General features: G+C 39.4%; 20 protein-coding genes. 13 read left to right on the top strand and 7 right to left on the bottom strand.

Going from position 1 to position 24,010, the window contains the following annotated elements; translation table 11 throughout:
• Window positions 1-282 precede the first annotated feature (282 nt).
• The 5 genes from ACK4HU_RS14620 to ACK4HU_RS14600 all read right to left on the bottom strand — a co-directional run bounded on the left by ACK4HU_RS14620 (window position 283) and on the right by ACK4HU_RS14600 (window position 3,788).
• Window positions 283-750, bottom strand: a complete 468-nt coding sequence (locus ACK4HU_RS14620; RefSeq protein ID WP_409807959.1) for a hypothetical protein — start codon at window positions 748-750, stop codon at window positions 283-285.
• 294 nt (window positions 751-1,044) lie between these two features.
• A complete protein-coding gene (locus ACK4HU_RS14615) occupies window positions 1,045-1,362 on the bottom strand; it encodes a hypothetical protein (protein ID WP_409807958.1) in 318 nt (105 codons plus the stop codon).
• Between the two features lie 319 nt (window positions 1,363-1,681).
• Complete coding sequence (locus ACK4HU_RS14610) at window positions 1,682-2,041, bottom strand: diacylglycerol kinase (protein WP_409807956.1); 360 nt, start codon at window positions 2,039-2,041, stop codon at window positions 1,682-1,684.
• A gap of 176 nt (window positions 2,042-2,217) precedes the next feature.
• Complete coding sequence (locus tag ACK4HU_RS14605; RefSeq protein WP_409807954.1) at window positions 2,218-2,421, bottom strand: hypothetical protein; 204 nt, start codon at window positions 2,419-2,421, stop codon at window positions 2,218-2,220.
• A 257-nt stretch (window positions 2,422-2,678) separates the two neighbouring features.
• A complete protein-coding gene (locus tag ACK4HU_RS14600; RefSeq protein ID WP_409807952.1) occupies window positions 2,679-3,788 on the bottom strand; it encodes an alanine racemase in 1,110 nt (369 codons plus the stop codon).
• Window positions 3,789-4,091: 303 nt separating this feature from the next.
• On the opposite strand from ACK4HU_RS14600, the gene alaS reads away from it, so the two are divergent.
• From alaS to ACK4HU_RS14585, 3 genes are all read left to right on the top strand, one after another.
• The gene (gene alaS, locus ACK4HU_RS14595) at window positions 4,092-6,716 is read left to right on the top strand and encodes an alanine--tRNA ligase (protein ID WP_409807950.1); all 2,625 of its coding nucleotides are present in this window, start codon (window positions 4,092-4,094) and stop codon (window positions 6,714-6,716) included.
• A gap of 18 nt (window positions 6,717-6,734) precedes the next feature.
• On the top strand, window positions 6,735-8,195 hold the full coding sequence (gene gatB / locus ACK4HU_RS14590) for an Asp-tRNA(Asn)/Glu-tRNA(Gln) amidotransferase subunit GatB (protein WP_409807948.1): 1,461 nt from the start codon (window positions 6,735-6,737) through the stop codon (window positions 8,193-8,195).
• A gap of 113 nt (window positions 8,196-8,308) precedes the next feature.
• Entirely contained in the window at window positions 8,309-9,421 is a 1,113-nt protein-coding gene (locus ACK4HU_RS14585; protein ID WP_409807946.1) for a redoxin domain-containing protein, read from the top strand.
• A gap of 530 nt (window positions 9,422-9,951) precedes the next feature.
• Here ACK4HU_RS14585 and proC read toward each other — a convergent pair.
• Window positions 9,952-10,752 (bottom strand): pyrroline-5-carboxylate reductase, encoded by an 801-nt coding sequence (gene proC / locus ACK4HU_RS14580; RefSeq protein ID WP_409807944.1) that lies wholly within the window; start codon window positions 10,750-10,752, stop codon window positions 9,952-9,954.
• 183 nt (window positions 10,753-10,935) lie between these two features.
• Between proC and ACK4HU_RS14575 the strand changes: the two genes are divergently transcribed.
• From ACK4HU_RS14575 to rfbB, 6 genes are all read left to right on the top strand, one after another.
• Window positions 10,936-11,358 (top strand): hypothetical protein, encoded by a 423-nt coding sequence (locus ACK4HU_RS14575; protein ID WP_409807942.1) that lies wholly within the window; start codon window positions 10,936-10,938, stop codon window positions 11,356-11,358.
• A 12-nt stretch (window positions 11,359-11,370) separates the two neighbouring features.
• On the top strand, window positions 11,371-11,817 hold the full coding sequence (locus ACK4HU_RS14570; RefSeq protein WP_409807941.1) for a hypothetical protein: 447 nt from the start codon (window positions 11,371-11,373) through the stop codon (window positions 11,815-11,817).
• 12 nt (window positions 11,818-11,829) lie between these two features.
• On the top strand, window positions 11,830-12,036 hold the full coding sequence (locus ACK4HU_RS14565) for a helix-turn-helix transcriptional regulator (RefSeq protein WP_409807939.1): 207 nt from the start codon (window positions 11,830-11,832) through the stop codon (window positions 12,034-12,036).
• Window positions 12,037-12,163: 127 nt separating this feature from the next.
• Window positions 12,164-13,330, top strand: coding sequence for a glycosyltransferase family 4 protein (locus tag ACK4HU_RS14560; protein WP_409807937.1), 1,167 nt, complete (start codon window positions 12,164-12,166; stop codon window positions 13,328-13,330).
• Between the two features lie 40 nt (window positions 13,331-13,370).
• Window positions 13,371-14,423: an NAD-dependent epimerase gene (locus ACK4HU_RS14555; RefSeq protein ID WP_409807936.1), complete on the top strand. Its 1,053-nt coding sequence runs from the start codon at window positions 13,371-13,373 to the stop codon at window positions 14,421-14,423.
• A 5-nt stretch (window positions 14,424-14,428) separates the two neighbouring features.
• Window positions 14,429-15,484, top strand: a complete 1,056-nt coding sequence (rfbB, locus tag ACK4HU_RS14550; protein WP_409807934.1) for a dTDP-glucose 4,6-dehydratase — start codon at window positions 14,429-14,431, stop codon at window positions 15,482-15,484.
• 207 nt (window positions 15,485-15,691) lie between these two features.
• On the opposite strand, the gene ACK4HU_RS14545 is transcribed toward rfbB, so the two are convergent.
• Entirely contained in the window at window positions 15,692-19,696 is a 4,005-nt protein-coding gene (locus tag ACK4HU_RS14545; RefSeq protein ID WP_409807932.1) for a two-component regulator propeller domain-containing protein, read from the bottom strand.
• Between the two features lie 253 nt (window positions 19,697-19,949).
• On the opposite strand from ACK4HU_RS14545, the gene ACK4HU_RS14540 reads away from it, so the two are divergent.
• The 4 genes from ACK4HU_RS14540 (at window position 19,950) to ACK4HU_RS14525 (ending at window position 23,921) form a co-directional block, all read left to right on the top strand.
• On the top strand, window positions 19,950-20,687 hold the full coding sequence (locus tag ACK4HU_RS14540) for a LytR/AlgR family response regulator transcription factor (protein WP_409807931.1): 738 nt from the start codon (window positions 19,950-19,952) through the stop codon (window positions 20,685-20,687).
• Window positions 20,674-22,218, top strand: a complete 1,545-nt coding sequence (locus ACK4HU_RS14535; protein WP_409807929.1) for a histidine kinase — start codon at window positions 20,674-20,676, stop codon at window positions 22,216-22,218. Before ACK4HU_RS14540 ends, ACK4HU_RS14535 begins: the two co-directional genes overlap by 14 nt.
• 146 nt (window positions 22,219-22,364) lie before the next feature.
• Window positions 22,365-22,973 carry a hypothetical protein gene (locus tag ACK4HU_RS14530; protein ID WP_409807927.1) on the top strand — a complete coding sequence of 203 codons (609 nt, stop codon included), beginning with the start codon at window positions 22,365-22,367 and terminating at the stop codon, window positions 22,971-22,973.
• Between the two features lie 252 nt (window positions 22,974-23,225).
• The gene (locus ACK4HU_RS14525; protein ID WP_409807926.1) at window positions 23,226-23,921 is read left to right on the top strand and encodes a hypothetical protein; all 696 of its coding nucleotides are present in this window, start codon (window positions 23,226-23,228) and stop codon (window positions 23,919-23,921) included.
• Window positions 23,922-24,010: the final 89 nt, after the last annotated feature.

Raw genomic sequence — 24,010 nt, 5'->3', positions numbered from 1 at the left:
TCATTTTGATAGCATTGAATTAAGTGGAAAATCTGCAAATTTTCGAATGCTTGCTAGATTTTACTTTTCTCAAGGGACAAAATATATGCTACCATCATATTAGCATCTTCCTCAGATATCTTCGGGTGAGCGCTTATGACAGGATATCCCCAAGTCCCGGATCCTCCCGAAATAATCTTTCGGGCCAAAAGATCAATGTAAGTTTGTTGAATAGGATACCGTCTAGCAAAATCCAAAAATTCAGTATTCCTTAAATTCGGATCGAAAAAATAGGTACAGCTTTTAAGTCACTTCAAAATCCAGCTGTCTACCTTCTTTTTTGGCTTTTTGATCTTTTGCAGAACCAAAGGCTACGCCAATGCCGATACCAATAGGCAATCCAATTGCGAGAAGGGAAATGTTATCCATCATTAGCCCGAAGGCTGTGCCGATCGGTAATCCAACGGCTACCATTCCTAGCGGAAGCCACATGTTCCGGTAGTGATTTTTTGGAACTAGGTTTTGTTCTTTTTCAAGCTTTTGGAGCAGGTCTTTTTGAAATTTTGCAAGTTTCTTTGTTGTTGCCTCCGTCGAACCCGGGAACTGACTGATGCTCTCTATTTCGCTATTGATGTGATTAACCAAGGAATCAGGAAGAGAATGTTTTCCAGCAGCGAATATTAAATTAACCAAGCTTGTAAATTTCTTGGTCAATTTTGGCTCTAAAATATCGGCCGTAGGAGAAAGAATTATGGGTTTGATATTCTTCATTAGAATTTAAAGCTTCCCTAAAATCTCTGAAAATCTGCAGCTTTCCAATTATCTATCGAAAATAAAAGGTTAGGTAGCCGGGGTATAATCGGTAGAAAATGGGTATTGAGGTTTAAGGGACCACCTAATTCCATAAAATATCGGAGGTTTATGGAGCTCAGAGATTGTGGATTGCCTGAGAAAAGCTGTTTATATGACTTTCTTGATATTAAGGTGTAATCTTAAAAAATTCAATTTTCCATAAAAAAAGGGTGGAATTTTATGTCCCACCCTGATTTTTAATAATTCGAGCTTTTATTTGCTTACTGCTAGGTAAATGCTTCGATTATTGTGCTTTGAAAGAATTTCGGCACTTTGGAAAGTTGCTTCAAACTGATTTTTCACTGCATCTTGATCTCCGTAAAATTCAGCCACGACTCGAAGATTTTTGTCAACTAGCGTAATGGAAGGAAGTTCTTTCAGGTCAGAAATTTCGATCTTAATATTCAATTCCTCTGACTGTTGATTTCCAATAGAAGTGGCCTGGGCAAAAGTTAAAGCCCCAAAAGTCAATACAGTAGACAACAGGACTTTCTTCAAAGAGATGTTTCGTACGTTTAAGTTGGTTTTCATTTTCGTTTTAATAGGTGTAACGCTTTTGTTAACGGAATGAAGGATGTCTGGTTGTGATTTTCGATCAATAAACAGATAAATATTTTTTATTATGTTTAAAAAAATAATGAATCTTCTGAAAATAATATTTATGACCCCTCAAACAATAATTTATTCTGTATTTATAAATTATAATTATCCGCTACTTTGCCAGTAGGCGAAACTTAATAAAATTTGGCTACTGCCAGAATTGCGGATCTACACCTAATTCAATTAACCAACCGCAACTCTCGAAGAAAGGGCAATTCGTGAAGGATGTTCTTTCGTGGCTGTATTAGATCTAAAATAAATAGGGCCCATATATAAGCGCTGCAATCGCAAAAGCAGTTAAGGCAGCAAAGGTGACAGCCCCAGATGCAACATCTTTGATGAAACCGATTTTTTCGTGGTGATCAGGATGGATGAAGTCACAGACTTTTTCAACTGCTGTATTCAAACTTTCAATAGAAAGAACCAATCCGATCGCCAAAAATTGAAGTGCCCATTCTACCCGCTCAATTTCAAATAAAAATCCCAAGGCGATGAAAATGATGGCTAGAATGCTTTGAGTGATGATCGAATTCTCGGTTGTAAGCAACAGAAAAAATCCTTTGACTGCGTACCTGATGCTTTTGATTCGACCTATTAAAAATCCGGACATAGGGAGATTACATTAATTGAACAGGAAAATTAGGGAAAAATGAAATCAAACTGGTGTCTAAATCTTGACTAGTTACATGTGCTCTACCCCTGCAGCTGCTTTATGAAGGGAAAATTTGCGCAGTTATGCGAACCACGAATTTCTGATCACTGAAAACTGAGAATGAATTCTTACCACTATTCCCTCCAATACGCATCCAACATATTGATGAGATGTAAGATCAATCCCGGAACTATCATCAAAAAATAGCCTACAAGCACAACAAACATCCAAATTACACCAACAAGGACTTTGCCACGTCTCATTTGGCCCCAACCTGGAATCAAAAAACTCAGAAATGCTGCTGTGCTTGGGTCGATTGTGGAAGTATGAGTCATCATTTTCTGGAATTGATTTGGAGTGCCTCAATATAAGAATTCTTGAGAATAAATATTTAAAGATCTAATAATGAATGCTTTTGAAAAATTCCGCACTTACAACCTACCTTTTACAACTTACCTTTTACCACTTACCTTTTACAACTTACTTTTTACAACTTACTTTTTACTACTTACTTTTTACTACTTACCCTATACCACTTCCAAAAAGCTTCCCAACTCAGCCGGCAAATTCCCAGAAAACTGCGACTACAAACTACCTACTTCAAAAAAGCTCCCTCGCAATGATCAATCTTTTCCCCATCCAAACTCAAATATTCACCCATACAATCAGCGGTCATGCAAGAATGAACCGGTAAAATGCCCAGCAAATCTCCAACCTTAACTGAAGCCATTAAAGAGTCAGATGCTTTGATTAAGCCATGTTCCTGAGAAATGCTTTTGACATAGGATCGATCTGTTGGAATCGTCCATCCTGCCTCATTTAGCAACACCACTTCTCCGAAGTTCTTATTTCCATTTGCATCAACCAACACGTCTTTGGCCAAATGTACACCTCCTCCATGAACCAGAATTTCCTTTCGCTCCAGGCTGATATCCACCACTGGAACGGCCAGACAAACTGAAATATCTTCTTTCGTACAACTTCCAAGTTCGGCTTGCATCAGGTCAAAAAAGACAAAATTACCCGGCCCAAGCTCATCAATATCCCCAAAATCTTCTGTCACAGCACAGCCCGGTGTGTCTCCAATTCGGGTCACTAGGTTGGGAAACTCACTTTGGTATTTTGTTTTTAGCATTCTAAGCGCTTGTCTGCTTTGCTCATAGATTTCGGCTTTGTCCGGTGTATAATATGTGTGTCCAGGATGAAGGTAAAAGCCTTTAAACTTCAATTTATCTGTGGCGGCTGCAATTCTGATGATTTCTTCCATCGTTCCAAAATCAGAAATGTGGACACCAGTTCTGCCATATCCTGCGTCGATTTCGATGAAAAATCCAACCTCATGAGTCAGTTCATTTGCCAGTTTTTGTGTCGTTGCTGCATTGACTAATTGAACTGAGAGAGAATGATTGGCTGAGAGGTAATTTAAGCGTGGGATTTCCAGGGGATTGAAAGGGAATGCGATGTGGATATTGTCCCAACCTTGCCCACAGAGGTATTCCGCCAGTTTGATCGAGGAAGCGGTCACTTCTTTGATTCCATATTCCTTTGCCCAATTCCCAATCTCATGTGATTGGGCAGTTTTCCAATGCGGCACGAGTTTCTTGCCATTGCGTGCAGCTTTATCCGCCATTCGTTTGATGTTGGCTCGAGTGATCTGCTCGTTGATTAATAAGGTAGGTGAAGTGATTTGATCTTGGTAGGACATCTGATGGGTTTTTAATTAATAGAATCTAAAAGTAAAAAGGAAGTATCAAGTATCAAGACATAAGTATCCAAATTAGAGTCATTGAATGATTGCCCTAAGATTATAGACAGAATACCTTTTGAAACATGAGGATCATAGGTCTAAAATCTTGCTTCTTGCTACTTGATACCCTAGTCAAAATTCTTCAAAATACTGAACTCGATGCTCATAAGCCCGCCATTTCTGTTAATTTTGTCACCCGATAAAAAAAGCCATTTTAGGCTGTTAAACAAGACTTAAAACTAGCTGCATCACAGCCCTTTCATGGAAGCAAAGAAAATCAGGAGCACATTCATCGAGTTTTTCCAATCCAAACAGCATCAGTACGTTCCTTCATCCCCGATTGTGGTCAAAAATGACCCAACCTTGATGTTTACAAATGCAGGGATGAACCAGTTTAAGGACGCTTTTTTAGGCAACGAGATCGCCAAATATTCCCGTGTTGCCAACTCTCAAAAATGCCTTCGCGTAAGCGGAAAGCATAATGACTTAGAAGAGGTAGGTGTTGACACCTATCATCATACCATGTTTGAGATGCTGGGCAACTGGTCTTTTGGAGATTACTTCAAGAAAGAGGCAATTGAATGGGCTTGGGAGCTTTTGACAGAAGTGTACAAGCTCCCAAAAGATCGATTGTATGTTTCTGTTTTTCAAGGGGATGAGGGAGATAAGTTGGACAAAGACTTTGAGGCAGCAGAACTCTGGAGTAAAATCGTCCCTGAAGATCGAATTATCCTTGGTTCCAAGAAGGATAACTTCTGGGAAATGGGTGATACAGGACCTTGTGGCCCTTGCTCAGAAATTCACGTGGATTTGAGATCTGATGCGGAAAGAGCGCATTTTCCTGGTCGTGATCTGGTCAATAATGATCATCCTCAGGTAATCGAAATCTGGAACTTGGTTTTCATGCAATTTAATAGATTGGCTGATGGAAGTCTAAAAGAACTTCCTGCAAAGCATGTGGATACCGGGATGGGATTTGAGCGCTTGGTAAGGGCAATTCAGTTCAAATCGTCCAATTATGACACGGATTTGTTTACGCCTTTTTTGGATGCCATTGCAAAAAAATCAAGTAAAACTTATGGACGGGATGAGCAAACCGATATTGCGTTCAGAGTAATTGTCGATCATATCCGCGCCATTTCATTCACGATCGCAGATGGTCAGATTCCTTCCAATAACAAAGCGGGTTATGTGATTCGCCGAATTTTAAGAAGGGCAGTTCGTTATGGATACACCTTTTTGGGACTGCAGCAGCCGTTTTTGTATGAATTGACACCCCTGATTGCCGAATATTTCGGAGATATTTTCCCCGAGGTGAGACAACAGCAGGAATTCATCGCCAAAGTGATTTTTGAAGAAGAAACTTCCTTCTTGAGAACCTTGGATAACGGCCTGAAAATGCTGGAATCCATCAAATCCGATTTGAGTGCAAAGGGTGGGAAAATTATTTCCGGAAAAACTGCTTTTGACTTGTATGATACCTTCGGTTTTCCGCTGGACTTGACCTCCTTGATTGCCAGAGAAAATGGGTTCTCAGTGGATGAAAAAGGCTTTTCCGAAGAAATGGAAAAGCAAAAAAACCGTTCACGTGCTGCCTCCGAACAGGAAACAGGGGATTGGGTTTTGATCCATGAAGACACCGGAGTAGAATTCATCGGGTATGACTTCACAGAATCCTATTCACATATTATCAAACATCGAACAATCACTGATAAGAAGGGGGATCGATATCAATTGGTATTGGACAAGACTCCTTTTTATGCAGAAAGCGGTGGACAAGTGGGCGATACGGGTTGGTTGATCTCTGACTCAGAAAAGATCCGTGTGATTGATACTAAAAAGGAGAATGACCTCATTGTTCATTTCGTAGAAAAGCTTCCTACTCACCCCGAATTGAGGTTTTCTTCTGAAGTAGATCGAGAAAAGCGAAGTCTGACTATGAATAATCACTCCGCAACACATTTGCTTCAATCTGCTTTGAAAGAAGTTTTGGGAAATCATATTCAGCAGCGTGGATCCTTGGTGAATGAAAACTTGCTACGGTTTGATTTTTCTCATTTTGGAAAAATGAGCGATGAAGAAATCGCCAAAGTCGAAGAGATAGTAAATGCCAAAGTTCGTGAAAATATCCCCCTAATCGAGCAACGAAACGTGCCGATCGAAGAGGCAAAAAATATGGGTGCGACGGCACTTTTTGGAGAAAAATACGGAGAATTTGTGCGTGTGATCACTTTTGATAAAAGTTTCTCTGTAGAACTTTGCGGAGGTACCCACGTTCCTTCTACGAGTCAGATCGGATTCTTCAAGATTATATCCGAAGGTTCAATTTCGGCAGGGGTAAGAAGAATCGAGGCTATCACTTCCATCGCAGCTGAATCGTACATGCGAGAGCAAGAAGGCATTTTGAAGGAGATTCAGGATTTGCTGAAGAATCCAAAAGATGTAAAAAAAGCAATCGAATCGCTGCTTCAGGAGCGAAATGAGCTCAGAAAAGAAGTCGAGTCGCTTCATCTTGCTAAAGCCTCGGGACTGAAAACAGAGCTTTTAAAGCAATTTGTCGAGAAAGATGGAGTCAATACCCTGATCGCTCTGGTAGAATTACCCAATGCGGATTCATTGAAAAAGCTCGCATATGAACTCAAAAATGAGGTTTCCAATGCCCTTATTGTATTGGCTGCTAAAATTGAGGATAAGCCGCAGGTTGCCGTGATCTTGGAAGATTCGCTCATTGCCTCCAAAGGTTTGAATGCAGGTCAAATAGTAAGAGAATTGGCAAAAGAAATTCAAGGTGGAGGAGGTGGTCAACCCTTCTTTGCAACCGCAGGTGGAAAGGATTTGGCAGGACTTGAAAAAGTAGTGGTCAAGGCCAAAGAAATGTTTTTATAATCGCTGAATTTCAGAAAAATGCTACGCGAAGAGCTCCGAAATAAATATCAGCTAGTAGTGGGTTTGGAAGTCCATGCCCAGTTGCTTACTGAAAGTAAAATGTATGCCTCTGATTCTAACGAATACGGAAATTCACCGAATACACTAATCTCGGCGATTACCTTAGGGCATCCGGGGACTTTGCCTAAGGTCAATAAGAAAGCCGTTGAGTATGCTATCCGTATGGGTTTAGCTTGCAATTGTGAAATCACCAGACATAATATTTTTTCAAGAAAGAACTATTTCTACCCCGATCTTCCAAAGGGTTATCAGATTACTCAAGACAAAGGCCCTATCTGTGTAGGAGGACAGGTGCCGATTGAATTGGCTGACGGAACTGAGAAACTTGTACAGCTCAACCGAATCCACATGGAAGAGGATGCAGGTAAATCCATGCACTTGGTAGGTGAGACCGATACTTTGGTTGATTTCAACCGTGCCGGGACTCCATTGATAGAGATTGTGACTGAACCTGATTTGAGAACTCCTGAGGAAGCTTATGCTTTTCTCGCAGAAATTAAGAAGCTGGTTAAGTACCTTGACGTTTGTGATGGAAATATGGAAGAGGGCTCTCTTCGCTGCGATGCCAACGTATCAGTGATGCTCAAAGGTGCCACTGAATACGGCAAAAAGGTGGAAGTGAAAAACATGAACTCCTTTCGTAATGTGGTACGGGCGATCGAGCATGAACATGAGCGTATTATTCACTTGCTGGAAGCGGGAGAGGAGATCATTTCTGAAACTAGGACCTTTGATGCAGCTACTGGCACTACAGCCAGTATGCGAACGAAGGAGGATTTGAATGACTACCGCTATTTCCCAGAGCCGGATTTAAGCCCGATTGTAATCTCAGAGGAATGGCTTAACTCTATAAAAGTGGCCATGCCGGCATTGCCAAGAGATCTTTATCGGAAGTTTGTGGACGTATATGGACTTCCGGCCTACGATGCGGCATTTCTGAGCGAGGCCAAAGAAATCGCACTATGGTTTGATACGCTTTGCACCAAAACAAGTAACTACAAGGCTGCCTCCAACTGGATGATGGGACCGATAAAATCCTATTTGAATGAAATGGCTTTGGATATTAATGATTTCCCGATCAAACCGGAAATTTTGGCTGAATTGATTGCTTTAGTAGAGGAGGGAAAAGTTTCATTTACAGCTGCCTCCCAAACTGTTTATCCAGAATTGCTAAAATCAAGTGGTGAAACGGCTTTGGCAATAGCACAGCGCTTGAACCTAATTCAAGAAAGTGATGAAGGTTCCCTGAAGCCTATTGTGGAGGCTGTTTTGGCAGAAAATGGAAGCAAAGTTGCAGAATACCGATCCGGTAAAAAAGGCTTGATGGGCATGTTTATGGGCCAAGTAATGAAAAAGTCCAATGGAAAAGCAGACCCAAAAGTGGCGACGAAGCTATTGACGGAATTATTAGAAAATTGATAAAGTCGAAGATGAAACTGGCAACACACTAAGAGATGTCCGTTAATCATGAAAGACTCTTAATAGCCCCGATAGTTATCGAGGCGAAGAATATTAATAAAAAACATAAACAAATGAACTACAAGATGATAGGAGTTTGGGCTGTTGCCGTGATGACATTTTTCTCCTGTGGAGAAAAGGGATCTGCTACTGAAGGAATGGTGCAGGTTTCCGGAAAAATCGAAAATGCACCCGAGGGAATTGTGGTCCTGTCCCAATTTACTGAAAGCAGGCCCAAGGTATTGGATACACTGAAGGTGAACTCATCAGGTGAATTTTCTTATGAGTTGGCTGTCGATTCGCCCACATTTTATGAATTAAATCTTTATGGTCAGCGGGCTATTCGGTTGGCTTTGTTTAAAGAAAATGTACAATTGAACTACAACTTTTCTGATCCGGCAAGTCTTGCTATTGAAGGTTCGAAGGACACCCAAGAAATGCTCAAGATCGAAAAATTGATGGAAGCTTATCAGCTTGATGTGAACAAGTTGAATGAAGCCTATTATGCAGCTATGAGTAATAATGATGCTGAAGCAATCAAAAAAATTCAATCCGATGCGATGATTTTGGAAGCCAATCAGTCTCAACGGGTGAAAGAAATGATTGAAAGTATGGGAGATTCCTTTGCTCCGTTGGCTGCAGTAGGTTTATTGAATCCTAAAAATGATTTCCCATTTATGGATCAATTGGTAAATAAACTCAATGATAATTATCCGGGGACTGTTTCCATCCTACAGATGAAGCAGCAATTGGATGAAATGAGAGCACTTTCCGTGGGTCAACCTGCCCCGGAGATTGAGTTGCCTAGCCCAACAGGAGAGATGGTAAAGCTGTCGGATCTTCGCGGGAAATATGTTCTGATTGACTTTTGGGCAGCTTGGTGCAAGCCTTGCCGACAAGAAAATCCAAATGTGGTCAGACTTTACAATCAATATAAAGACAAGGGTTTCGAAGTTTTTGGGGTGTCATTAGACCGAACCAAGGAAGATTGGGTAAAAGCTATCGCAGATGATAAGTTAACTTGGACGCAGGTTTCGGATTTGAAATATTTCAATTCTGCTGCTGCTGAACTCTATCAGATTCAAGCCATTCCGGCTACCTACATGATCGATCCGGATGGCAAAATCATTGCAAAAGATCTCAGAGGTCCAAGCTTGGAAAATAAACTCGCCGAGCTATTTGATTGATCCGTTTGACCAAATAAAAAAGCCTTCCAAATTTGTTTTTGGAAGGCTTTTTTTATCTCTGAAAATCTTTAATAAAAAAAAGGAAGGAGGCAAAAATACCAAACAGTCCTTCCTTTAAAAATCGTTTCTTTGAAAAAGGGAATAGCAAAAGTTGTTTATCACCCGAGACAAAGCTAATGAAAACATTTAAAAGAAAAACAAACCTATAATTATTCTTTTTTCAAGTAATGGTAATATTCTGATAAAATGCTTTGTTATTCTAAGGTAAAAATGGCCTTGGTTTTCTACCATAGCAATTCAGAAATTGATTTTTGGAATATTCGAAGTGAAAAAAAATCAAAAAAATGAGGTGATCTCAAAAATGGCTCCAGTGTCAATCTGACCCATCGACTCCCTGCCAACCGGACAGACAAGTGCTCAGCCTGAGCGGAGTCGAAGGCCATTTCTAGGGAATTGGACTACATTTCACCACGCTCAATGTGACATTCGGTACTTATGAGACAGCCTCCTTAGACTTCAATGGCGGTAGTTTATTTTTCGATTTTTTCAAAACTTGTAATAATTCCCCGAACCATTGCTGAGCTAAATCCTTGGTGTTCCATTTCATTTAGACCTACAATTGTGCAGCCTTTTGGTGTGGTGACTTTGTCGATCGCAGCTTCGGGATGGATATTTTTTTGGATCATAAGCTCTGCAGCTCCCTTTACGGTTTGATTGACGATTTTGCTCGCAGTGACTGAATCGAAACCTATTTGGATTCCTCCTTGGATCATCGCTCGCATAAAGCGCAGCACATAGGCGATACCGCATGCCCCCAAAATCGTTGCAGCTTCCATCAGTCCTTCATCAATCGTGATTGTGAATCCGATGGAATCAAATAATTCCTGGACCATTTCCACCTGCACGGGGTTTGCCTGCTCTTGGCAGACGCAAGTAATGGATTCTTGAATGTCAGCGGCGATATTAGGCATTGCCCGGAAAGTCACTGTATTCGGATCAATGACTTCATACATTTCTTTCAAAGTGACTCCTGTAGCCAAAGAAATGATGATTTGCTTTTTGGGATCAAGAGCTGGTTTAATCTCTTTTAGAATCGTTGAGACATTGTAGGGCTTGACACCCAAAAGGATGATGTCAGCATATTGGGCAGCTACTGCATTGTCCGTATGAACACGTACACCTTTCGCCTCAAATTCGGCAAGAGTAGCTGTATTACGTTTTGTCAGTGTTAGATTTTTTGGATCAAAATCCCCGCGCATTAGGAGTCCGTTTGCGATGGATGCGCCTAAGTTTCCGCAACCGATTATGGCAATTTTTACAGTGGAAATCATGAGAAATGGATTTTTAAACAGGTTTGATTGATTAAAGGTAAACAAAACACATTCTTTTTTACCAAAACGGAAATGGATTGGATTATCTGGCTTGTTAGAATTAGGATAAGTTAAAAAATAAATGGAAAAATATTTTGACATAAAGTAAAGTTTGTTTTACATTTGGACAAACAAACATGACTTATGGAAAAGAACTCCATTCTAAATGTCCCCTTACTTCATCCTAGTTGGAAGAAGTTGGCTTATGTGTTTTTCCCGCTTCCGGTCTTCATTGTAATCGGAATGGCATTCTTAAATCCAAAAATTGACCCGAATGAAATAATTCAAATTATTTATGGTTCATGGGCGGTTGCATTTATGATTTTAAATCTGACTCGCGAAAAGGTTGAAGATGAAATGGTCCGAAACTTTAGGCAACAAGCCTTTCAAACAGGTTTTTATTGGCTGATTTGGGGTCTTCCCACATTGATGATAATCAATTACCTAAGATTTGATCGGATTACCTCGGAGATATTTACAGCTTATCTAGTGCTTTTCTTGCTCAATGTCTACATCTATGCGGCATTTCAGTATCAGAAGTACATCGCAGACAAAGAAGAAAACTAAAATAAACTTAATATGCTTACCAAAATCCTTTTGCCTTATCGATATCAAAAAATCGGTTGGCTCCTGTTCTTACCTTTTGCGGCCTTTCTCTTTGCCAACAATTACTTTGATTTCAACTTTTTCTGGCTAGAATATGAGGTCAGAGAAGGAGCACTTTTCGAAAACTCCAAAGAGAATTTTACCAATGAGATTGCCTTAATTGGGGTATTTATTTCACTTTTTCTGATTGCTTTTTCCCGAGAAAGAGAAGAAGATGAATTCATACAAAAGCTCCGATTGGATTCACTTTTGCTCGCATGCTATGCTAATACTTTTATCCTCATTTTGGGAACAATGGTGTTTTATGGCTTCGGCTATTTGGAATTTATGGGTTACAATATGTTTACTATTCAACTCATATTTATTGGGCGATTCAGGTGGGTGTTGCACAAACAAAAACAATCCTTATTGGCTTTCTAAGCGACCTATTCAATGAATAACACGATTAAGGTAGAGCGGGCAAAAAAAGACATGACCCAGCAGGATTTGGCGGAGAAAGTACAGGTTTCGAGGCAAACTATTAATTCCATCGAAGCTGGAAAGTACGTGCCTTCCACGGTTTTGGCTTTAAAGATTGCCCGGGTTTTCGGTGTGGCCTTGGAAGAAATTTTTGAGTTGGAAGAAAGTGATTTCAGTTGATCAAAATATCCAGAAATCATTACGAATGAATTTTGAGTTTGGCTCGATTTTTAATAATTTGTTAAGAGATTTTTAGTGTCCATGAAGCGTTAAAAGTTTACATTTGTGAGAATACTATTTATTTTTGATGCCCAAAATCATTCGGATAACTACTGTACCACTTTCTCTTAAAGTCTTGCTTGCCGGGCAGATGAATTACATTAAAGCACAAGGCTGGGAAGTTATTATGGTTAGTGCAGGTGGAAGAGAATTGAATCAGGTTATTAAAAATGAAGATGTTCGGCATAAAGTGATTCCTTTTACTAGAAAAATCACCCCGCTTACAGATCTAAAATGCATTTGGCTTCTTGTTCAATTATTCAGAAAAGAGCAGCCTGATATTGTACATACTCATACACCTAAGGCCGGTTTACTCGGGATGATCGCAGCAAATATCGCTGGAGTAAAAATTCGAATCCATACTTTGGCAGGTAGCCCAGCTATGGTAGCAGAAGGAAGAAAAAAAAATCTTCTTGAGTCTGTTGAAAAATGGACCTATTCCAATGCTACAGAAGTTTGGCCTAATTCGGTTGGTCTTCGAAAATTTGTAATTCAAAAAGGATTATGTTCTGAATACAAACTTCGAGTCATTGGTAATGGATCCTCCAACGGTGTCGATTTAAAAAAATTCAACCGTGATTCATTAAAAGAAAATCATCTTGTTGCAGCCTCGATGCGAATAAAAGCAAGCGATGACGATTTTATTATTTTATGTGTCGGAAGACAAGTTAGGGATAAAGGGATTGAAGAACTAGTCACAGCATTTCTTTCCTCTAAAATAGTTGACAAATCAAAGTTGGTACTATTAGGTGCCTTTGAGCAAGATTTAAATCCTTTATCTTCAGAAACTATCAAGATCATTCAAGACCATCCTCGTATAGTTCAGATAGATTGGTCCGATCATGTCGCACACTACCTTGCACTATCAGATATATTGGTTCACCCTTCTCATCGGGAAGGTTTTCCAAATGTTATCCTGGAGGCTGGGGCCATGCAAGTCCCAGTTATTTGCTCGGATATAATTGGAAACACTGATATCATCACACAAAAGAAAACTGGTTTGATTTTCCCAGTTAAGAATGCAGCTATATTGAAAGAAGCTTTGGAGTTTGCTTTTGTCAAAAGGTATAAAATGGCAGAATTCGCTGCCAATCTTTATGATGATATAATAAATAATTACGACCGAAAATTTTTACATAATGAAATTTTTAGAAATTACGAGCGCTTAATCAACGATGCCAAAACAACGGAATAGTATATATTTGAGCTTTTACTAAAAATCACCAATCTCCCTTATGAAGTATCTCGTGACCGGTGTCGCCGGATTTATTGGATTTCATGTTGCTCAAAGATTAATCGATCGAGGAGATGAAGTGGTAGGTTTGGATATTATCAATAATTATTACGACGTCAACCTAAAATACACCCGTCTTGAGTTTCATGGGATTCCAAAATCCGAAATTGAAAAGGGAAAGATGGTCCAATCTACTACTCAAAAAGGATATCGATTTATCCAATTGGAACTAGCGGAGAAAGAACCTTTGATGGCTCTTTTTGAGCAAGAAAAGTTTGATGTGGTGATTCATTTGGCTGCACAGGCAGGAGTGAGGCATTCGCTATCCCATCCTGAAGTGTACATTGATTCTAATATCATGGCTTTCCTTAATATCCTTGAGGGATGTAGGTTTCATCCTGTAAAGCATTTGGTTTATGCCAGTTCCAGTTCAGTGTATGGAGCAAATGAAAAAATGCCTTTTTCTACTTCCGACTCGGTAGATCACCCGATTTCATTGTATGCAGCTTCCAAAAAGGCAAATGAATTAATGGCCCATACTTACAGTCATCTATTTGGAATCCCGACTACTGGGCTGCGATTTTTTACGGTTTATGGCCCTTGGGGAAGACCGGACATGGCCTTGTTTTTATTTACGGAGGCAATTTTGAAGGGTGAACCGATCAAGGTTTTCAACTATGGAAATATGAAGCGGGACTTTACTTTCATCGATGATATCGTAGAAGGAGTGCTCAAAGTCGCTGACAGACCGGCAAGACCGAACCCGGATTTTGATCCTCAAAATCCTGATCCGGGAAGCTCCAAGGCACCCTATAAAGTGTACAATATTGGTAATTCTGATCCGGTCGTCTTGATGGATTACATCAAAGCGGTGGAAAAAGGGCTTGGAAAAAAAGCAAAAATGGAACTGCTTCCTTTACAATTGGGAGACGTGCCTTCATCGCATGCCGATGTGACTGATTTAGTCAGAGATACAGGTTACAAACCTGCAACACCAATTGAAGACGGAGTTAAGGCTTTCACTGATTGGTATTTAGATTATTATAAAAAATAGGAATTATGTCAAAGTCAATTTTGATCACAGGTGGTGCCGGATTTATCGGATGCCATGTGGTCCAACTTTTTGTGGAAAAATACCCTGAGTATAAAATCGTCAATTTGGATGCTTTGACCTACGCTGGAAATCTGGAGAACTTAAAGGAAGTAGAAAATGCTCCAAATTACTTTTTCGAAAAGGTAGATATCCAAGATGCCGATGCACTTGATTCGGTTTTTGCGAAGCATAAAATTACCGATGTGATTCATCTTGCTGCAGAATCACATGTTGATCGTTCCATTACAGATCCTTTAGCTTTTGTGAAAACCAACGTGTTTGGGACTGTAAATCTACTCAATTCCGCTAAAAAAGCTTGGGCTGGTGAGCTGGAAAATCATTTGTTTTACCACGTTTCGACAGATGAGGTGTATGGTTCTTTGCATGATGGAGGTTTCTTCTTGGAAACTACGGCATATGATCCACAGTCGCCTTACTCAGCCTCCAAGGCTGCCTCCGATCATTTTGTACGAGCATATGCGAATACCTACAAAATGAGAACGGTGGTGTCCAATTGCTCAAACAATTACGGGCCGAATCATTTTCCTGAAAAGCTGATTCCACTTTGTATTAACAACATCAAAAATTCCAAACCACTTCCGGTGTATGGAAAAGGGGAAAATGTGCGCGATTGGTTGTTTGTCAAAGATCACGCGAGAGCGATTGATATTGTGTTTCACAAAGGAAAATCAGGTGAAACCTATAACATCGGTGGATTCAACGAGTGGAAAAACATCGACATCGTCAAGTTGCTTTGCAAGAAAATGGACGAGAAGCTCGGACGGGAAGCAGGAACTTCAGAAAAGTTGATCACCTACGTCACAGATCGAGCTGGTCATGACCTTCGCTATGCGATCGATGCAACCAAAATTCAATCAGAACTGGGCTGGGAGCCAAGCTTACAGTTTGATGAGGGGATCGACATCACGATCGATTGGTACTTAGCTAATGAAGAGTGGCTCAATCACGTGACCTCAGGAGCTTATCAGGAGTATTATTCTGAGCTTTACGGGAAAGTGTAACAACTACTTTTATTAAAAACATTATATGACTATTCGGAATGTTGCTCGTAAACTGTAGAAATAAGAATAATTTACATTTAAATCCCCCTTGCCCCCTTTAAAAAAGGGGGAGTTGCCCCAATTCATCATCAAATCTAATTTCTAATTGGGGACGTGCATAATTTCGGACGTATATAAAACATCCAATAAACCACGAGCAATTGTGGCTTATTTTTTTGCCTTGCTTTCCTGATATTCTGCCGGAGTCATCGAGTAAGTTTCTTTGAATGTCTTGATAAAATAAGAGGGAGAGCTAAATCCCACTGCATAGGCGATCTCTGAGATAGTATCACCGGATTTTTCTAGCCGTTGGATTGCTATTCTGAGTCGTTGGTCTCTGATGTATGCAGTAGTAGAAAGTCCAGTCAATGCGGTTAGTTTCCTGTGTAACTGCATTCTACTCATTCCAAGTTTCTTGCTGAATTCATCCACAGTGAAATTGCTGTCTGAAAGATCATTGTCCACGATTTTCTGGATTTTTTCCAAAAACCGCTCATCGGTGGATGTAATCGCGATGTCTTTTGGGGAAATAAAACTTCTATTCGAATACCTAACCCGAAGTTGTGCTCTGAGCTCAATTAACTTTTCTGCTCGAGCAAGTAATTGATTGGTTTTAAATGGTTTCAGTATAAAGTCATCAGCCCCGGATCTGATTCCTTCCAATTGACCTTCTTCATCTGCTTTGGCAGTCAGGAGAATCACCGGAATGTGCGAGGTCAATTCATTTTCTTTCACTTTCTTACAAAATTCGAAACCATCCATTTCCGGCATCATCACATCTGAAATAATCAGGTCCGGAATTTTCTTTAGAGCAACAAAAAGTCCCTCCTTTCCATTTGCTGCCTCCACAATTTGAAAGTAAGGGCTAAGTTCGGTGACTATGAATTCCCTGACTTTGGTGTTGTCTTCTACCACCAAGATTAATGGAAGCTCTCCGCGTCTTTCTTCATTGACAATCTCTAATTTGGGAAATTCATATTCCTCACTTTCTTCATCCCACACTTCTTCAGGATGGAAGGCATACTTATCTACAGGAAGTGAAACCGAAACCTCAAACCACTTGGAATCTTTATAATTAACAGAAATTTCTCCATGATACAGGTGTATCATTTCTTTGATCAAGGTTAAGCCCAGACCAAATCCTTTTTTACTTCCGTTTGATTTTTGGATTTTTTGAAAAAGCTGACTCAAATCTTCATGGGTATACTGCTCCAGACTCTCATTCCTGATATTCAGATGAAAGTTGCCTTCAGAAATGGAACAGCCTAATTTAATTTCTGAGTCCTTTTTGGCGTATTTGATTGCATTTTGGATAAGATTTTTAACGATTTTTTCCACCTTGTCCGAATCATACCAAACCTCTGTCATCAGCGGAATATTCGCCGAAAGTCTTACTCCTTTTTCCGATGCTTGGTAGAAATAATTAGCGATGACTGATTGAAGGAGTAAGCCCAAATTTCCTTTTCTGATCCTCAATTGATTTTGACCGGCCTTGATTTTTGCAACTTCCAAAAGCTGATCCACAAGGGTCAGCAAGCGTTGAGAATTGATTTTGACGAGGTTCAATTGAGATTTTATGACCGGATTATCGGATTGACTGATGACCCGATCAATCGGCCCTGAAATAAGTGTTAGCGGAGTTCTAAATTCGTGCGAAATATTAGTGAAAAGCTGGGTTTTGAAATCGTCGATTTCTTTAAGGGTCTGTGTTTCCCGATCCTTCATGTTAAGAGAAAATTGGATGTGCCATTTCCACTTGAGGTATTGGTAAATCCATAAAACGATAAGAGCTACGAGAATCAGGTATAGAATCTTGGCAAAGGTTCCAAAATACCAGGGGGTTAAAATTCTGAATTCAAAAGCCACAGGTTCCTCAGACCATATTCCATCGTAGTTACTTGCTTTGACCAAGAAGCGGTAGGCTCCCGGAGCTAAATTGGTGTATCGGGCTTGGTGATTATATCCGTTGGAAATCCAATTTTCATCATGGTTTTCCAGCATGTATTCAAATTGATTTTTTCCAGGGGAGGAAAAAACCAAACTAGCCATGTTGAATGTGAGTGTATTTTGATTGTGTTTCAGCTGAAGGTTTTGTTCCAATTTTACCTTTTGATTAAAAACTGAAAGCTCTGTAATCGCTATCTTTGGAGGGATTTCGTTCATGGAAATATCCTCAGGATTGAACCAGTAAAATCCATCAAGACTTCCAAAATAGAGTGTTCCGTCTTCATTTTTGAAGAATGCCCCGGTGTTGAATTCCGTAGCCAGTCCATCATAGTTGGAATAATTGGTGATTTGAAATTGATCTTCCGATTCATTTTCAAGGTCTACTTTGGTGATTCCTTTGTTGGAGCTTAGCCAGAGATGTCCATGCTGATCATCCAAAATAGAATAGATGACATTATTGGAAAGCCCGGATTCAACATTGAGAATTTTAATTTTTCCTGTTAGGAGATCCATTCGATTCAGGCCCCCTCCGTTGGTTCCTATCCAAAGTTGATTTCTCTCTAAATGAAGGGATTTGATGCTGTTGCTACTGATCGAATTTGGGTTTTCAGGTTCATGGATCATCGATTCGAATATTTCGGTATCTAAATCCAACTTAGCGATGCCATGGTTTTCGGTTCCAATCCAAAATTGACCTGAAGGATCTTCCAAAATCGTACGAATATTATTGTCCGGAATACTGCTTTGTTTAAGTGGATCATGGACAAATTGCTTCAAGGTGCCTTTTTCAGAATCAAACCAGATCAAACCATCATTTCTAGTGCACAGCCAATATCGTTCTTTACTGTCTCTGAAGATTTTCCATACCGTTGATCCCGGTTGGGAGACCCTGCTTTCTAAATTAAAATGCTGAAACTGTTCTGTTTTCAGATCAAAAATACCCAGCCCCTCATCTTGGTATCCGATCCAAAGTTTTCCGTTATCATCTCCCAAGAGGCTCATCACCCGATTGCTTTCCAGGCTATTCGGATTTTTAGGATCATGGACAAATGTCTTCCAAGTTTTAGTCCTTGGATTAAATCGAGTCAGTCCTTTTCCGGAAGTTCCTAGCCAAATATTTTCAAATTCATCCACATATATCGCTCTGATTACATCGATATTGATGTTTTCAGGGACTTCCTGATTGTGGAAGAAATTAAATTTTTCAAGATATGAATCATAAAAGCTCAAGCCTGCACCATCCGATCCAAACCAAAGTGTTCCGGTATAATCCTCGAAAATTGAAAGAATGTCATTGTAATGAATGGATCTTGGATTTTGCTTGGTGTAATTGAATTGATTCAAGGTTTTGCTAGCAAGATCGATCTGTTTGATGCCACTGCCATAAGTTGCCACCCAAAGTTGATTTCTTGAATCAATCAGCAAATCCAGGATCATCAGATCCTCTTGGGAATTATCCCATTGATCCAAATAAGTGGACATTGAAACGACTTTGTCACCGGGATTTGAACTTGTCCAGAGTCCCTGATTCAAGGTGCCAAACCAAAACCTCCCGTCGGGATCGAGTATCGAAACGGCTAAAATTGTTCCTGATTCAGGCTTCCAAATTGGTTTTGTGATTCCTGAGTTTTTATCCCAAAGTACCACTTCATCACTAAAAGTCAGGAGAAGGTTTTTCTCATCGAAATTGGCCAGATTGACAATCTCTTTATTTGGATCCGACCAAATCATTTCAGCCTTTTTCACTTCATCATTCCAGAAGTATAGCTGGCCAGCCAATGTGCCAAACCAGATTTTACCCTGTGGATCTTCAATTACGGTATTTGCGGAGCTGATTCCTTCTATGGAAAAAAAAGCTTCTTTCTCCCGATCATAAAGTTCGGGAATTGAACTTTCAGGGATGATCCAAATTCTGTTTTTACTGTCAGCAAAAACTTTCCCGAGCAGTAAGCGGGTTGACTCAGTGATATCTAAAAATTTCTTTTCAAATATTCTAAAATCCCGGCCATCATACTTGTTCAATCCTTCTTGGGTGGCAATCCAAAGAAAACCATCTTGGTCTTGTGTGACGGATATTGCACTATTTTGGGATAGTCCGTCATTGACTGAAAGTTGCCGGAAAGAAAGATTTTCTTGTGAGAGTACAGGAAACCTGATTAAGGCACACAAAAGAAGTGCTACAGGAAATCCAACTTTCCAAATCGGAGAATTAGTTGAAAATGGCATGGAAAAAATCTGATTGTTGAATTTTCAAGTAACTTAAAATTTAAGCTGATACCGATAGCTGTATCGGATTTTTCATAATTGGCAAAAAATGCATACCATCCAAAATCTAGGTTTTTAGAATTTTCAATGGAAAAATGGAGCTATTTTTTATAAAAGTTTTGAATTCAGCTAGTTTTTTGGAATCTATTCAATATTTTAATACTTCGTTTTTGGGAAAAAGGACTTATTCGTTAGACCAAATTGTGGGAAATTTATGATTCGTGTTGTGATTATAGATGATGAACCGAAGGCCATCATATCGCTGGAGTGGGAGCTAAATCAAATGGTAAATCCGGTAGAAGTCATAGGTAAATTTGGCGAGGCGGAAGAAGCATTGATTAAATTAAGAGGACTTAATCCTGATTGTATTTTTTTGGATATTGAGATGCCCGGATTGGATGGATTCAAATTCTTGGAGCACTTTCCAGGTCGAAAATTTGAGGTAATTTTTGTGACAGCCCATGCTGGGCATGCGATTCAAGCTATTCGTGAAAGAGCTTTTGATTATTTGCTTAAGCCAGTAGATCATTCAGAATTGGAAAGTCTATTGGAAAGAATCAGCAAAAAACGAATCCAACAAACAGCCGGATTTATTTCCACTCAAGCAAGTGAAAAGGAGAAAATAGCAATTAATACAGATCAACAACTGATTTTGATTGATCCTGATGAGGTGATTTATTGTGAAAGTGAGGGGAGTTATTCCTATATCCACACAAGAAATGATGGGAAAATTTTGGTTTCAAAAAGGCTAAAATTACTTGGTGATCTATTTACCAAATTCCGATTTTATCGGATCCATCATTCCTATTTGGTCAACCTTGAAATGGTGAAATCTTATGAGAAAACTTCTGGAAAAGTCAGACTCATTAATGGGGTATTACTTCCAGTCTCCCGATTGAAAAAGCCTGGTTTTACAGAATCCTTGAAATTTAGTCTGAATGGATTTTTTTGAAAAATACCCTCTTATAGATATCCTTGAAAACAGCAATTATAACGGCTTAGGCTGGGCTGTTACGAGTGTGCTTTTTTACCTGTCACTTTACCATTTTTTACTTTTCGTCAAAAGCCGAGAGAAATTTTACCTGTTTTATAGTTTATATGCTTTGATCAATGCAATCAATTTGATTAAGCGAGTAAAAGGGGTTTTTACCGAATCGATAAATAATGAATTTCCGGACTTTTTCATTCATCTGAATTTTCCTTTTCAATTTGCCAGCTATCTGATTTTCTCATATTTCTTGATTGAGATTCTCAATTTCAGAAAGCATTTTCCAAAGTTCACAAGATTCTTCTCCTACTACGCTCTCAGTACGAGCTTGATTTTCGGAGTCTTAGTTTTAGGGAGGTATTTATGGGACGGATATGGCATGATGCGGGGTTACTATATCCTGGTATTTATGCCATGCACTCTGATTTTTCTGATTTACGGAGTTTACCTCACCGTGAAAACAGGAGAAAAGGTTCGCTATTTTATTCTTGTTGGATATTTGACCTTGGGGGTCTCTTCGTTCCTTTTGGCCTATCTGACTTTTGGTAAGGCCCTAACCTTCACCAACAAGTATTATTATATTTATTATTTAGCGGTATTGGTAGAGAACTTCCTTTATACTTATGCGCTTGCAATTAAGCAGCGGGAGGTGTATGAGGATAAAATTGAAATTCAGAATGTCTTGGTCGAAAAGCTGCGTGAAAATGACGACCTCCGAGAAAGGTTAAATGAAAACCTCAAAGATGAATTGAAGTTGAAGGAAAAGAAAATTTCCTTTTTGGAAGCCGATGCTGAAGAGCAGCGAATGGCGAAACTAAGTGCAGACTATGAAAAACAAATCACCTTGCTACATCTTCAGTCATTACGGAGTCAGATGAACCCCCATTTCATCTTTAATGCACTGAATTCGATCAAGGTTTTTCTGATCGAAAGCGATAAAGAGAATGCAGTCCTATACCTCAATAAGTTTGCGAAGCTGATCCGGATGGTACTGGAAAGTTCGAGAGAATTTAAGATTTCCCTTGGTGAAGAGTTGGACATAGCAAAGCTTTATCTCAGCCTTGAAGCGATCCGATTTGAGGAGGGAATAGATTTTAAGATTACTGTTGAGCGTGGCATCAATCTCAGAGACACCAAAGTTCCTCCATTGGTTTTTCAGCCATTTTTGGAGAACGCTGTGTGGCATGGTTTGATGCCGAAAAGAGGACCTAAATCCATTTTGATCCGTGTAGGTAAAATTGATAATGGAGTGACAGTTTCTATTCGAGACAATGGAATAGGAAGGGAAGAATCAACTAAAAGGAAGTCAAAACAAACCCTCCAAAAACAATCGATTGGAATTTCGCTTTCCTCTGATAGACTTAAGTTTTTTAACGAAAGCGAAAAATTCAACTATCATTTTGAGATTCTTGATCATGATGGAATTAATTCTGAGCGAGGAACTGAGGTTGTCTTTCACCTTCAGAATCATAGCTTTTCAAAAGGAATTTCTTGAGAGGTTACCCCAGTGCTATTTTTTGATACATGACACTGATTCTTTACCGATTGACTTAAATAGCTTTGCTTGAATAAAATTCAGCCGGTTTTACTGTTTGAAGTTCTTTTCAAGTTTTCAAAAATTACTATCAGCACGGTACTTCAATGAAGAGAATTAGCCCATTCTTCTTTTGTCTGCTCTTATTGTTTTCCTGCGGAAAAGGAAGAAAGGAAGTTTCTAATCCAAATCCAATAATAGCTTCTGCACCTTCAGGTTCGATTTTTACTGATACTTCTGAAAAATCAGCCACACAAAACTCGAAGGGATTGGAAGCTCAGATTCCCATGAGTAATGATAAGTTAAGTGATTGGATTCCTCAGAAAGTCGGAGAAATGGAGCAAAGGAAGTTGATTATTGGACATAAACAAGGAATGGGAATGAGCGGGGCTATTGCTACCTACCATGGAACCGAGCAGGATGACAAACAAATTTCTTTTGAAGTTTTGGACGGTGCAGGAGCCACGGGATCCGTGATGCTAAAGTCGATCAATCAAAAGTTGAATTTGGATTATAATGAAAAAATGAGTTCTGGATACTCCCGAATTTATGATCGTGAAGGAATTCGAGTTTGGGAAAAGTTAAATACTGAAGAGCACCTGTCGGAGATCGAGTTTGTCATGGACAAGCGTTACCATTTTATTTTCAAAGGTCATGGAATCGAGATGAAGGAGCTTTGGGCCTTTGTCAGACAGGTACGGATAGAAATGAGCTGAGGTGGTAATTATTCAATCCTCCAGGTGAAGCGGGAGTGAATTTTAGAGGGAAATCTGTTTGGATTTCTTTCCATATATAGAAATGCGGCTTTAGCCATTCCTCCATGAATTATTATGACAATCGGGCTTATGCCAAATTCCAAAGGCTGTTACATCAGTGCTATTCTTTGATACATCCTTGATAGTGGAATGGCACTGTTAAAACTACTTTTGCTCCATAGGTATCTCTGTTTATTAACATCAATCATTCTTATGAAGCTAGTTTTTATGTTCTGTTTAGCATGTTTTGTTCTCTGCGCAAACGCACAGGAGATTACTGGGAAAATCGAAAATCATCCAAATTTCCAAATGGATTTGGTTCTTATGCTTTTTGGGATGGAAAATCCGATATCCATCGGCACGGTGGATAAAAAAGGTCAGTTTACCGCAAATCTGGATAATATTAGTTTGGATGATATCCCAGCCGAAAACAAATCCATGTCCATTATGGAACTCTATTTTAATTTTTATTTCAAATGTAACGACAAGAGAGCCTTTGGTGAAAACTTCGATAAACCCGCCGCAAGCCAGGATTATGTACGGATGACAAAAAAAGGGGAGTGGGCTGGTACTGTGTTTTTAGTATCTGATAAAGACCTGATTCCATGGATAGAAGATTCCGGTTACAACAATGCTATAAAAGGGTCATTTTATGAAGTGATGTATGTAGAGGAAGATTTTGATGTCAAAATGACTTGTAAGAGCAGTGTCAATGCTGATGAAAATACAGAAGTGGAAACTGAATACAGTTTTGATATTGAACTGAAAAAGGGCTTCAATTGGGTGGAATATACCATTCATGAAGTATATGAAACAGATCCTGACATTCGGGCATCTTTTCCTTCCAAGGTTACCATCAGAAATTTGAAAGATCCCTCCAAAATGGGTTGGATTGGGACGTATTATTGATTTTCAAAAATGCCCATTTAAAATCAAACAAGCCTGAAGAGATCCTTCGGGCTTTATTTTTTACGGAATGTTACATCCGTGTTACTCTT

This window comes from Algoriphagus sp., assembly GCF_046296635.1.
GTDB lineage: Bacteria > Bacteroidota > Bacteroidia > Cytophagales > Cyclobacteriaceae > Algoriphagus.
Note: the sequence above shows the minus strand (reverse complement) of the source record. Positions and strands in the feature narration are given on the sequence as shown.